Genomic DNA, 12,660 nt, shown 5'->3' on the forward strand with positions numbered 1-12,660 from the left:
CTCCCACAGGGATTGAGTCGTCCACAGAGTCTGTGAACACTGCTAATCCTGTGGGAGCTGGCTTGCCAGCGATGGCCGCGACGCGGTCGCACTGAACAGTTAGTTACTGAAGCCTATAACAACAGATTCTCGTGGAGCCTCGCTGATGAAATCCTATGAAGTCAATTTTGACGGTCTAGTGGGGCCGACCCATAACTACGGCGGTCTGTCCTACGGCAACGTTGCGTCCCAGAGCAACAGCCAGCAATCCTCGAATCCGAAGGAAGCGGCGCTGCAAGGTCTGGCGAAAATGAAAGCGCTGATGGACATGGGCTTTCAGCAGGGCGTGCTGGCGCCGCAGGAGCGTCCGGACGTGGCTGCGTTGCGCCGTCTGGGTTTCAGTGGCACCGACGCGCAAGTGATCGAGCGCGCTGCCAAAGAGGCCATGCCGCTGCTGGTCGCCAGTTGCTCGGCGTCGAGCATGTGGGTGGCCAACGCCGCCACCGTCAGCCCGAGCGCCGACACTGCTGACGGTCGCGTGCATTTCACCGCCGCCAACCTCAACTGCAAATACCACCGCAGCATCGAGCACCCGACGACCAGTCGCGTACTGGGGGCGATGTTCGCCGATCAGCAGCACTTCGCCCACCACGCCGCTTTGCCGGCGGTGGCGCAGTTCGGTGACGAAGGCGCCGCCAACCACACGCGTTTCTGCCGTGAATACGGCGAGGCCGGTGTCGAGTTCTTTGTGTTCGGTCGCAGTGCATTTGACACCCGTTACCCGGCGCCGCAGAAATACCCGGCGCGCCAGACTCTGGAAGCGTCGCAAGCCGTAGCGCGTCTGCACGGTCTGCGGGACGAGGGCGTGGTTTACGCTCAGCAGAACCCGAGCGTGATTGATCAGGGCGTGTTCCACAACGACGTGATCGCGGTGGGCAACGGCGAGGTGCTGTTCTATCACGAGGACGCGTTCCTTGAGACTGAGCACATGCTGGCCGAGCTGCAAGGCAAGCTCGCCAACGTCGGCGGCAAGTTCCAGTCCATCTGCGTGCCGCGTTCGGCGGTCAGCGTCGATGATGCCGTGCGCTCGTACCTGTTCAACAGCCAGTTGCTGTCGCGCCCTGACGGTTCGATGTTGTTGATCGTGCCGCAGGAATGCCAGGCCAACGAGCGCGTGTGGGCTTACCTGCAAAGTCTGACCAGCTCCGGCGGCCTGATCCGCGAAGTGAAAGTCTTCGACCTCAAACAAAGCATGCAGAACGGTGGTGGCCCGGCGTGCCTGCGTCTGCGTGTCGCGCTCAACGAAACCGAACTGGCGGCGGTCAACCCAGGGGTTATCATGACCGCGCCGTTGTACGGTTCATTGACCGCATGGGTTGAAAAGCACTATCGCGACCGCCTGAGCGAGAGCGATCTGGCGGACCCGCAATTGCTGCTTGAATGCCGTACGGCACTGGATGAACTGACGCAAATCCTTAAACTGGGCGCGGTTTATCCATTCCAGATCAATTGATGGCTGGCGCGTCGCCTGAATGCGGCGCGCGGCTTGTCTCCCCAAGAGAGTAAAAACATGAGCGATTCCCTGCAGCTGATCCTTGAAGACACCGACGGCACACAACTGCAAACCTCGTGCACCCGCGTCGCGGTCATGTGGCAAGGCAAAGAGCTGTGGATCCAGCAGGATGGCCGTGGCCAACTGCTGATTGGCGTGGACGTCGAGGAAGGTGACGAAGAGTACGCCAACCTGCTGCTGCGCCCATTGGCGACTAATCTGGTAAGTCTGCAACTGGAAATGGAACCGGCTGACCTCGGCGCTGACGAGGATCACGTGCACGGCCCGGATTGCAACCACGATCACTAAGGAAACCGCTCTATGCTCGCCCTCGGCAAACTGCTTGAACTGACCCTCGCCGGCCGCGAACCGGCGGAGAAAACTCAACTGACTGTCGAAGGCGTGCGCATGCGCTGGTTGAGCGAGGGTGCGCTGGAAGTACGGCCACCCGAAGCGCGTGACAATGGCCTGGACCTGCTGCTGTCGGCAGGCATCCACGGCAATGAAACCGCGCCGATCGAGTTACTCGATCGGCTGCTGCATGACATCGCTCGCGGCGACCTGAAGCCGCGTGCACGCATTCTGTTTCTGTTCGGCAATCCGGAAGCGATTCGTAAAGGCGAGCGCTTCGTCGAGCAGGACGTCAATCGGCTGTTCAACGGCCGTCATGAACAAACCAGTGGTTCCGAAGCGCTGCGCGCCTGTGAGCTGGAGCGACTGGCGGCAAGTTTCTTCAGCCTGCCGGATCGTGATCGCCTGCATTACGACCTGCACACGGCGATTCGTGGCTCGAAGATCGAGCAGTTCGCCCTGTATCCGTGGAAGGACGGTCGCCAGCATTCGCGCCGCGAACTGGCGCGCCTGCGTGCCGCCGGGATGGAGGCGGTGCTGCTGCAGAACAAGCCGTCGATTGTGTTCAGCTCCTACACCTACGACAAGCTCGGTGCCGAGGCCTTTACTCTGGAACTGGGCAAGGCGCGGCCGTTCGGGCAAAACGAAGGGGTCGACGTTTCGCGTCTGGAAACCCGCCTGAAGCAGATCATCGAAGGCAATGAGCCGGGTCTGGCCGAAGAAGGCCTGGATGGCTTGCAGCTGTTCAGCGTGGCCCGGGAAATCATCAAGCACAGCGATGCCTTCCGCCTGAATCTGCCGGCGGACATCGAGAACTTTTCCGAGCTGGATGTGGGGTATCTGCTGGCCGAAGACCTGGCCAATACCCGCTGGGTCATCGAGGAAGAGGGCGCACGGATCATCTTCCCTAATCCGAAGGTCAAGAACGGCCTGCGCGCGGGCATCCTGATCGTGCCGACCGGCGACGAAAACCTCGCCTGACGCCAGTTTCGGTTTCGCCATATAACCCTGTGGGAGCGAGCTTGCTCGCGAATGCAATCTGACATTCAACATTTGAGTTGGCTGTCAGTCCGCTTTCGCGAGCAAGCTCGCTCCCACAGTGGAAAGAGTGAGGCCCAAGGCCTCACCCATGGGCTATCAGACCGCTACAGCATGCGGCTCACTGCGGCGCAGTGCGCGAACCTTGCGCAGCGTATCCGCGCACGTCCGCGCCGCTTCCTGACCCTTGTGCACAAAATGCTCGAAGAAGAACTTCTGATGTTCTTCGCCGGCATGGAAGTGGTGCGGGGTCAGGGACACCGAGAACACCGGCACTTCGGTCTCCAGCTGCACCTGCATCAGGCCGCTGACCACCGACTGGGCGACGAACTCGTGACGGTAGATGCCGCCGTCCACCACCAGGGCTGCAGCGACGATGCCGGCATAACGACCGGTCTTGGCCAGCAACTTGGCGTGCAGGGGCATTTCAAAGGCGCCGCCGACTTCGAAGAAGTCGATGTCCGATTCCTGATAACCCTGGGCCAGCATTTCGGTGATGAAGCCTTTACGGCTCTGGTCGACGATTTCCTTGTGCCAGCAGGCCTGGATGAACGCGACGCGCTCGCCATGTGGGTGTTTGCTTTTGCTGTCGATAGCGGTGGGTTGCATGTTCTGACTCCTGTTTGTGTGAAAAACAGGGCGTTATGAATCGAAAGGGATTCAAGGGTGCGCACGCTCGCACGACTGCTCGCGGACGGCCCTTTGGCGTCAATCCCGTTCTCTCTTCATCCGGACTATGACCGTCGGCCCCGGAATCACACCGGGTCTGCTGACCTTGCCGCCACCCACCGCAAAAGCGGTGTGCGTCGCCAAGCGCTCGCGGGCTATGCGCATTGCGCGCAATTACCGCCGGTGGGGAATTGCACCCCGCCCTGAGAACGTTTTTGCCGCCCTTTGTCGGGCGGCGCAGCGTTTTTAACACAGATTGTGCGTCTGTGCATTGCGCCTTTCCGATGATTGCCATCGAATTTTTTGACTGCCCGAAACGACTTTTCCTTGCGCAAGGGTTGATTAATCCGCGCCATGACCGCAGTAATTCACCTTCGTAAAGGGATTTCCCCTGCTGACTTGAGGCCAGGTTCATGAGCGTTATCGATCTTCGCAGCGACACCGTCACCCAACCGACTCCCGCCATGCTCGACGCCATGACGGCGGCGGACACCGGCGACGACGTGTATGGCGAGGATCCGACGGTCAATCGTCTGGAAGCCGAACTGGCCAGGCGCCTGGGTTTTGCTGCGGCGCTGTTCGTGCCGACCGGCACCATGAGCAATCTGCTGGGGTTGATGGCGCACTGCGAACGTGGCGACGAATACATCGTCGGCCAGCAGGCGCACACCTATAAGTACGAGGGTGGCGGCGCGGCAGTGCTTGGCTCGATCCAGCCACAGCCGCTGGAAGTGCAGGCCGATGGTTCGCTGGATCTGGATCAGGTCGCGGCGGCGATCAAACCGGATGACTTTCATTTCGCCCGCAGCCGTCTGTTGGCGCTGGAAAACACCATGCAAGGCAAGGTGCTGCCGCTGGAGTATCTGGCCCGGGCACGCCAATTTACTCAGGATCATGGCCTGCAACTGCACCTGGATGGCGCGCGGTTGTACAACGCGGCGGTCAAGCTGGGCGTGGATGCCCGCGAGATTACCCAATACTTCGATTCGGTCTCGGTGTGCCTGTCCAAGGGCCTCGGTGCGCCGGTCGGCTCGGTGCTGTGCGGCGCCGAGGCATTGATCGGCAAAGCACGCCGCCTGCGCAAAATGGTCGGCGGCGGCATGCGCCAGGCCGGATTGCTCGCAGCAGCGGGGCTGTATGCGCTGGATCACAACGTCGAGCGTCTGGCGGACGACCACGCCAACGCGCTATTTTTGGCCGAAGGTCTGCGCGACGCCGGGTTTAGCGTCGAGCCCGTGCAGACCAACATGGTCTACGTGCAGATGGGCGATAAAGCCGAAGCGATCAAGGCGTTTGCCGCCGAACGCGGGATCAAATTGAGCGCCGCCGCACGTCTGCGCATGGTCACGCACATGGACGTCAATCGCTCGCAAATCGAGCAAGTGATCGCGACATTCGTCGAGTTTTCGCGCAAGTGACAGCGTTAGCCGTCCAATTGACCGTTTCTATCGTATAAACACGCTGTACCCCGCGCGCAGGGCCGATATAATGCGGCCCTTTGCCGTCGCTTCGTCTGTTGACGTTTCGAACAGGCCTTTGGCCGCAGCCTCCGTGGAAGAACCTAATGAAAAGCGCAGAAATCCGTGAAGCCTTCCTTCGCTTCTTCGAAGAGCAAGGCCACACCCGTGTAGCCTCCAGCTCTTTGATTCCGGGCAACGACCCAACCCTGCTGTTCACCAACGCGGGGATGAACCAGTTCAAGGACTGCTTCCTGGGCCAGGAAAAGCGCGCGTACACCCGCGCAACCAGCAGTCAGAAGTGCGTGCGTGCCGGTGGCAAGAACAGCGACCTGGAAAACGTCGGTTATACCGCTCGTCACCACACATTCTTTGAAATGCTCGGTAACTTCAGCTTCGGTGACTATTTCAAGCACGACGCGATTACCTTCGCCTGGACCTTCCTGACCGGCGTTCTGAAACTGCCGAAGGAAAAACTCTGGGTCACCGTCTACGCCTCCGACGACGAAGCGTATGACATCTGGACCAAAGAGATCGGCGTGCCGGTCGAGCGCATGATCCGCATCGGCGACAACAAAGGCGCGCCTTACGCGTCCGACAACTTCTGGACCATGGGCGATACCGGCCCGTGCGGCCCATGCACCGAGATTTTCTACGATCACGGCGACCACATCTGGGGCGGCCCACCGGGCTCGCCGGAAGAAGACGGCGACCGTTACATCGAGATCTGGAACAACGTGTTCATGCAGTTCAACCGCACCGCCGACGGCGTGTTGCATCCGTTGCCAGCGCCGTCGGTCGACACCGGCATGGGCCTGGAGCGGATCAGTGCGGTGATGCAGCACGTCAATTCCAACTATGACATCGACCTGTTCAAGAACCTGCTGAAAGCCTCGGCTGAAGCCATCGGTTGCGAAAATGGCGATCAGTCGTCGCTGAAAGTGGTGTCCGACCACATCCGTTCGTGCGGCTTCCTGATTGCCGACGGCGTGTTGCCGTCCAACGAAGGCCGCGGCTACGTGCTGCGCCGGATCATTCGTCGTGCCTGCCGTCACGGCAACAAGCTGGGTGCCACTGGCAGCTTCTTCTACAAGATCGTGGCTGCGCTGGTCGCCGAGATGGGCGAAGCCTTCCCGGAACTGAAGAAGCAGCAGAGCAACATCGAACGCGTACTCAAGGCCGAAGAAGAGCAGTTCTCCAAGACTCTGGAGCACGGCCTGAAGATTCTCGAGCAGGACCTGCTGGAACTCAAAGGCACCGTGGTGCCGGGCGACGTGGTGTTCAAACTCTACGACACCTACGGTTTCCCGATGGACCTGACAGCTGACATCGCTCGTGAGCGCGGCCTGACGGTCGACGAAGTCGGCTTTGAGCGTGAAATGGAAGCCCAGCGTGTTCGTGCGCGTTCGGCCAGCTCGTTCGGCCTGGACTACAACACCCTGGTCAAGGTTGATGTGGCCACCGAGTTCACCGGTTACAAAGACACCAGCGGTTCGGCAAAAATTGTCGCCATCTATAAAGATGGCCAGTCGGTCGACGTCTTGAATGAAGGCGAAGAGGCGGTGATTGTTCTGAATCAGACGCCGTTCTACGCGGAGTCCGGCGGTCAGATCGGCGACTGTGGTTTCCTGCAGGCCGGCAGCGCACGTTTCGACGTTCGCGACACCACCAAGACCGGCGGCGCATTCCTGCACCACGGTGTGCTGGATTCGGGCAGCCTGACCATCGGCGCACCGGTGGAAACCCACGTCGATGCCGAAGTGCGTCACGCGACTTCGCTCAACCACTCTGCCACTCACTTGCTGCACGCCGCGCTGCGTCAGGTCTTGGGCGAGCACGTGCAACAGAAAGGTTCGTTGGTTGATAGCCAGCGTCTGCGCTTCGACTTCAGCCACTTTGAAGCGATCAAGCCAGAGCAAATCAAGGCGCTGGAAGACATCGTCAACGCCGAGATTCGCAAAAACTCCGCGGTTGAAACCGAAGAAACCGACATCGAAACCGCCAAGCAGAAAGGCGCGATGGCGCTGTTCGGCGAGAAATACGGCGACAACGTGCGCGTGCTGAGCATGGGCGGCGATTTCTCCGTCGAACTGTGCGGCGGTATCCACGCCAACCGTACCGGCGACATCGGCCTGCTGAAAATCATCAGCGAAGGCGGTGTGGCATCGGGTGTGCGTCGTATCGAGGCAGTCACCGGTGCTGCGGCACTGGCCTACTTGAACGCTGCAGAAGAACAACTCAAGGAAGCGGCCAACCTGGTCAAGGGCAGCCGCGACAACCTGATCGACAAGCTGTCGGCCGTGCTGGAGCGCAACCGCGCGCTGGAAAAGCAGCTCGAGCAGTTGCAAGCCAAGGCTGCCAGTGCCGCGGGCGACGATCTGTCGAACTCGGCAGTGGACGTCAAGGATGTGAAGGTTCTGGCCGCGCGTCTGGATGGTCAGGACGGCAAGGCGCTGCTGGCGCTGGTCGATCAGCTGAAAAACAAACTCGGCCGCGCAGTGATCCTGCTCGGCAGTGTCCATGAGGAAAAGGTCGTACTGGTTGCAGGCGTAACCAAGGACCTGACTGGCCAACTCAAAGCCGGTGATTTGATGAAACAGGCTGCTGCGGCAGTGGGCGGGAAGGGCGGTGGTCGTCCGGACATGGCGCAGGGCGGCGGTGTCGACGCCGGCGCACTGGATGGCGCATTGGCGCTGACCGTTCCATTCGTCGAGCAGGGTTTATAAGACAGTCCGTCCGGCCCGCAGTCTAGTGGCGGGCCCGGCGGCTGTTCGAGTGATTATTGGGCGCCCTTCATGGGCAGAGGCGGCTTTGAAATGGCTTTGATCGTACAGAAATTTGGAGGCACCTCGGTCGGCACTGTCGAGAGAATCGAGCAGGTCGCCGACAAGGTTAAGAAATTCCGCGATGCCGGCGATGACCTGGTGGTTGTGCTGTCTGCAATGAGCGGCGAAACCAACCGTCTGATCGATCTGGCCAAGCAAATCAGTGGCGACACTCAACCGGTTCCGCGTGAACTGGACGTGATCGTTTCCACCGGTGAGCAGGTGACGATTGCCCTGCTGGCGATGGCGCTGATCAAGCGCGGTGTGCCGGCGGTGTCGTACACCGGTAATCAGGTGCGGATTCTGACGGACAGTGCGCACAATAAAGCGCGTATCTTGCAGATTGATGACCAGAAAATTCGTGGTGATCTGAAGGCGGGTCGCGTTGTTGTTGTCGCCGGTTTCCAGGGCGTCGACGAGCACGGCAACATCACTACCCTCGGTCGTGGCGGTTCCGACACCACCGGCGTGGCACTGGCGGCTGCATTGAAGGCCGATGAGTGCCAGATCTACACCGACGTCGATGGTGTCTACACCACCGACCCGCGTGTGGTGCCGGTCGCTCAGCGTCTGGACAAGATCACCTTCGAAGAGATGCTGGAAATGGCCAGCCTTGGTTCCAAGGTGCTGCAGATCCGTGCGGTGGAATTCGCCGGCAAGTACAACGTTCCGCTGCGCGTACTGCACAGCTTCAAGGAGGGTCCGGGCACCCTCATTACTATTGATGAAGAGGAAACCATGGAACAGCCGATCATTTCCGGCATCGCTTTCAACCGCGATGAAGCCAAGCTGACCATCCGTGGCGTGCCAGACACCCCGGGCGTGGCGTTCAAGATTCTCGGCCCGATCAGTGCCGCGAACATCGAAGTCGACATGATCGTGCAGAACGTCGCGCACGATAACACCACCGACTTCACCTTCACCGTGCACCGCAACGACTACCAGGGCGCACAGACCGTGCTGGAAAACACCGCTCGCGAGATCGGTGCCCGTGAAGTCGTAGGCGACACCAAGATTGCCAAGGTCTCGATCGTCGGCGTCGGCATGCGCTCCCACGCAGGTGTGGCCAGCCGCATGTTCGAATCCCTGGCGAAAGAAAGCATCAACATCCAGATGATCTCGACGTCGGAAATCAAGGTTTCCGTGGTGATCGAAGAGAAGTACCTGGAATTGGCCGTGCGCGCTCTGCACACGGCTTTCGAACTGGATGCTCCAGCCCGTCAGGGCGAGTAATTCCGTTTACATAAAGGGCGCGGTCTGACCGCGCCCTTTATTTTTGAATGGCGCGAGCCCCTGATCTGTTCTTTTGCTCGCGCTGGTCAATACTCAGGCATGTAGGGCTACGATCGCTCCGGTTGTAGGTCGGGTGCCTTTTTTTTGCAGACTGTTGTCCCTGAAGAATTGCGTGAGGAGAAAGGTATGCTGATTCTGACTCGTCGGTGCGCAGAAAGCCTGATTATCGGTGATGGCGAAATCACCGTGACCGTGCTCGGCGTCAAAGGAAATCAAGTGCGTATCGGCGTCAACGCCCCGAAAGAGGTAGCCGTGCACCGTGAGGAAATTTACCTGCGTATAAAGAAAGAGAAGGACGAAGAACCAAGCCATTAATTTTTATCGTTTTTTATGTTTGCAAACGGGGAAGAAGGTGGTTAATATACGCCCCGTGTTGCGGAGAGCTGGCCGAGTGGCCGAAGGCGCTCCCCTGCTAAGGGAGTACACCTCAAAAGGGTGTCGGGGGTTCGAATCCCCCGTTCTCCGCCATTATTTGCTTAGTACGTTGTAATCTGGCTTTTTCGGTAAGTTGTTGAAATTACTAGAAAAAGTGGTTGGAATAGAGATTAAACGGGCTATAATGCGGCGCAACAAATGCACTCGTAGCTCAGCTGGATAGAGTACTCGGCTACGAACCGAGCGGTCACAGGTTCGAATCCTGTCGAGTGCACCATTTAAGAGTCAGTTGCAGCAATGTAAATGACTCGGCTTCAACCAGGTGTGATCTGGTCTAACAAACACAAATGCACTCGTAGCTCAGCTGGATAGAGTACTCGGCTACGAACCGAGCGGTCACAGGTTCGAATCCTGTCGAGTGCACCATTTAAGAGTTAGTTGCAGCGATGTAAATAACTTGGCTTCAACCAGTTGTGGTCTGGTCTAAAAACACAAAATGCACTCGTAGCTCAGCTGGATAGAGTACTCGGCTACGAACCGAGCGGTCACAGGTTCGAATCCTGTCGAGTGCACCATATACCGAAAAGCCCGCGTTTAACGCGGGCTTTTTGCTGTCCGGGATTTGGCTTTTCCTTGCACGCATCCCCTCTCATCGAAATCGACTTGAGCACTGCGGCCTCGCTTGAGGTCATAGCGATAGCTGGTTGTCGAAGTCCGGACATTCACCTTGTCCGGTTTGCCCAGTGCGCTTTCAACATCCTCTTGGCTCATGCCGGCAATCACGCGTTGATTGATGATTGCTTCACGACGTTGCCTGGCGCTGATCAGATTGCCGCATTGATCTACTGCCGTGCCGACAACGCCGGGTTCGCGTCTTCTGGTTTTCATACCGGATGTTTCTTCGTGGTCGTGTTCGGGCATCACCGCGATGACCGAGCCTGGCAAGTAGGGGTGAACTTCCTGCACGGATCGCTGCTCGCCGCTGGCGCAGCTCATGCTGGTGAAGGTGATACTGCCGTCGACGGCTTCGCAGCGATGAAGCGTGGTGGCGGCCCCGGCGGGCGGCAGGCAGAGCAGGCTGGTCAGGACAAAAATAGAAGTTTTCGATGGCATTCGGCGTCCTCCATGACGATCTACGCTCAAGGGTAGTCGCTACATTTTTTGTCGCCGGTGTGTTTTCTTTTCAGGATGAGTCGTCGCATTTGCAAGGATCAGGACGGCGCTCAGGTTTGTTTCGCAAGCGCTTGTTTCGACCGTGATTTTTTAACGTTTAAAACCGTCAGGCGGTGTATCATTGCGCCCGTCAGCCCCGCCGGGGCTTATGGAAAACCTCCATGGACTTACCCAGTAGTTACTCAGTACCGCGTTTTACCAATCATGAATTGACTGATTGATCCTTCCGGCGTGCCCCGCTGCTGGGAGTGGAGTTCGCCTATGTCCGAAATCGAAGTAAAGAAAACACAGGAAAGCCTGCAGGATCGCCTGGCTCAGGTCGTCGAGCTGCTGCAGCGCCAGCGTGTCGTTGAAGACCTGACTCATCGTCAGGAAGGTCCGCATCACGACCGGGTCGAAAACCTGGTTCACCGGCAAAATCTCGTCGAGTTGCAACGCAAGCTCGATGATTTGCACTCCGCCGACGTCGCTTACATTCTCGAAGCCTTGCCGCTGGACGATCGTCTGACGCTCTGGCAACTGGTCAAGGCCGATCGCGACGGCGACATTCTGCTCGAAGTATCCGATTCCGTTCGAGAAACGCTGATCGCCGACATGGACGATCACGAGCTCCTGGCTGCGGCCAAGGACATGGATGCCGACGAACTTGCTGACCTGGCTTCCGAGCTGCCGCGAGACGTCGTCCATGAGCTGATGGAGAGTCTGGATAACCAGCAGCGCGAACGGGTGCGTTCGGCCCTGTCCTATGACGACGAGCAGGTCGGCGCGCTGATGGACTTCGAAATGGTGACCATCCGTGAGGATGTCAGCCTCGAAGTGGTGTTGCGTTATCTGCGCCGTCTCAAAGAGCTTCCCGGTCATACCGACAAGCTGTTCGTGGTCGATTACGACGGTGTGCTCAAGGGTGTGCTGCCGATCAAGCGTTTGCTGGTCAACGATCCGGAGAAACAGGTTTCTGAAGTCATGGCCAGCGATCCGGTGAGTTTCCACCCGGACGAAGACGCCTACGACGCCGCTCAAGCGTTCGAGCGTTATGACTTGATCTCGGCCCCGGTGGTCGACAAGAACGGCAAGCTGATCGGCCGTCTGACCATCGACGAAATGGTCGACCTGATTCGTGAGGAGAGCGAAAGCGAAGTCCTCAACATGGCCGGTCTGCGCGAAGAGGAAGATATCTTCGCCTCGGTCTGGAAATCCCTGCGCAACCGTTGGGCGTGGCTGGCCATCAACCTGATCACGGCGTTCGTCGCATCGCGGGTGATCGGTCTTTTCGAGGGCTCGATCGAGAAGCTGGTAGCGCTCGCGGCGCTGATGCCGATCGTGGCGGGTATCGGCGGCAACTCCGGTAACCAGACGATCACCATGATCGTGCGCGCCATGGCGCTTGACCAGGTCAGTACGGGCAACACGTCGCGCCTGATGCGCAAGGAGCTGGCGGTTGGGTTGATCAACGGTCTGGTCTGGGGCGGGGTGATCGGTGTGGTTGCCTATCTGCTCTACGGCAGTTGGTCGTTGGGAGTGGTGATGACCGCTGCGATGACGCTCAACCTGTTGCTCGCGGCGCTGATGGGGGTGCTGATTCCGATGACCCTCGCGAAGATGGGGCGCGATCCGGCGATGGGCGCCAGTGTGATGATCACCGCCATGACCGACAGCGGTGGCTTCTTCATCTTCCTGGGGCTGGCGACAATCTTCCTGCTCTAACCGGCTGCAAAGAAAAGGCCCGCCAAAATGGCGGGCTTTTTTTGTGCCTGTTGATGGGTGATTAGTAACCTGTGGTGAGGGGATTTATCCCCGATGGACTGCGCAGCAGTCCCTCTTTTTGGGGCCGCTTCGCAGTCCATCGGGGATAAATCCTCTCATCACGAATGTATGTCAGACGGCTAACGCGTCAAATCGCAGGCAAAAAAAAGCCAGCACTTATGCTGGCTTGAGATGTTCGGTATGG

General features: G+C 58.9%; 10 protein-coding genes, 4 tRNA genes and 1 riboswitch. Of the genes, 12 read left to right on the forward strand and 2 right to left on the reverse strand.

The features are described 5' to 3' along the window. The first annotated feature begins 145 nt into the window (after positions 1-145). The 3 genes from astB to astE are packed head-to-tail and all read left to right on the forward strand — an operon-like array spanning position 146 to position 2,863. Positions 146-1,492, forward strand: a complete 1,347-nt coding sequence (astB, locus tag K5Y35_RS14870) for an N-succinylarginine dihydrolase (protein ID WP_222832256.1) — start codon at positions 146-148, stop codon at positions 1,490-1,492. Positions 1,493-1,549: 57 nt separating this feature from the next. Continuing rightward, positions 1,550-1,840, forward strand: coding sequence for a hypothetical protein (locus tag K5Y35_RS14875; protein WP_016773591.1), 291 nt, complete (start codon positions 1,550-1,552; stop codon positions 1,838-1,840). A gap of 12 nt (positions 1,841-1,852) precedes the next feature. Next, a complete protein-coding gene (gene astE / locus K5Y35_RS14880; protein WP_128614305.1) occupies positions 1,853-2,863 on the forward strand; it encodes a succinylglutamate desuccinylase in 1,011 nt (336 codons plus the stop codon). Between the two features lie 156 nt (positions 2,864-3,019). Here the strand turns inward: astE and K5Y35_RS14885 are convergent, their stop codons facing one another. Next, complete coding sequence (locus K5Y35_RS14885) at positions 3,020-3,529, reverse strand: 6,7-dimethyl-8-ribityllumazine synthase (protein ID WP_123467000.1); 510 nt, start codon at positions 3,527-3,529, stop codon at positions 3,020-3,022. A 103-nt stretch (positions 3,530-3,632) separates the two neighbouring features. Then, positions 3,633-3,804, reverse strand: a riboswitch (FMN riboswitch). Positions 3,805-4,002: 198 nt separating this feature from the next. On the opposite strand from K5Y35_RS14885, the gene ltaE reads away from it, so the two are divergent. The 8 genes from ltaE to K5Y35_RS14925 all read left to right on the forward strand — a co-directional run bounded on the left by ltaE (position 4,003) and on the right by K5Y35_RS14925 (position 10,114). Continuing rightward, positions 4,003-5,007, forward strand: a complete 1,005-nt coding sequence (ltaE, locus tag K5Y35_RS14890) for a low-specificity L-threonine aldolase (protein WP_222832257.1) — start codon at positions 4,003-4,005, stop codon at positions 5,005-5,007. 146 nt (positions 5,008-5,153) lie between these two features. Next, on the forward strand, positions 5,154-7,772 hold the full coding sequence (gene alaS, locus K5Y35_RS14895) for an alanine--tRNA ligase (RefSeq protein ID WP_186746595.1): 2,619 nt from the start codon (positions 5,154-5,156) through the stop codon (positions 7,770-7,772). Positions 7,773-7,862: 90 nt separating this feature from the next. Then, on the forward strand, positions 7,863-9,104 hold the full coding sequence (locus tag K5Y35_RS14900) for an aspartate kinase (protein ID WP_123466994.1): 1,242 nt from the start codon (positions 7,863-7,865) through the stop codon (positions 9,102-9,104). A 186-nt stretch (positions 9,105-9,290) separates the two neighbouring features. Next, positions 9,291-9,479, forward strand: a complete 189-nt coding sequence (csrA, locus tag K5Y35_RS14905) for a carbon storage regulator CsrA (protein ID WP_002554426.1) — start codon at positions 9,291-9,293, stop codon at positions 9,477-9,479. Between the two features lie 62 nt (positions 9,480-9,541). Beyond that, positions 9,542-9,632 (forward strand) — tRNA-Ser (locus K5Y35_RS14910). A 107-nt stretch (positions 9,633-9,739) separates the two neighbouring features. Further along, positions 9,740-9,816, forward strand: a tRNA-Arg gene (locus tag K5Y35_RS14915). 72 nt (positions 9,817-9,888) lie between these two features. Then, positions 9,889-9,965: transfer RNA gene (locus tag K5Y35_RS14920), tRNA-Arg, on the forward strand. A 72-nt stretch (positions 9,966-10,037) separates the two neighbouring features. Beyond that, positions 10,038-10,114 (forward strand) — tRNA-Arg (locus tag K5Y35_RS14925). A 19-nt stretch (positions 10,115-10,133) separates the two neighbouring features. On the opposite strand, the gene K5Y35_RS14930 is transcribed toward K5Y35_RS14925, so the two are convergent. Further along, on the reverse strand, positions 10,134-10,652 hold the full coding sequence (locus tag K5Y35_RS14930; protein WP_222832258.1) for a cell envelope protein SmpA: 519 nt from the start codon (positions 10,650-10,652) through the stop codon (positions 10,134-10,136). 321 nt (positions 10,653-10,973) lie between these two features. Here K5Y35_RS14930 and mgtE point away from each other — a divergent pair, with 321 nt between their 5' ends. Then, positions 10,974-12,416: a magnesium transporter gene (gene mgtE, locus K5Y35_RS14935; protein ID WP_123466990.1), complete on the forward strand. Its 1,443-nt coding sequence runs from the start codon at positions 10,974-10,976 to the stop codon at positions 12,414-12,416. Positions 12,417-12,660: the final 244 nt, after the last annotated feature.

It is taken from the genome of Pseudomonas sp. SC3(2021) (genome assembly GCF_019856535.1).
GTDB lineage: Bacteria > Pseudomonadota > Gammaproteobacteria > Pseudomonadales > Pseudomonadaceae > Aquipseudomonas > Aquipseudomonas monsensis.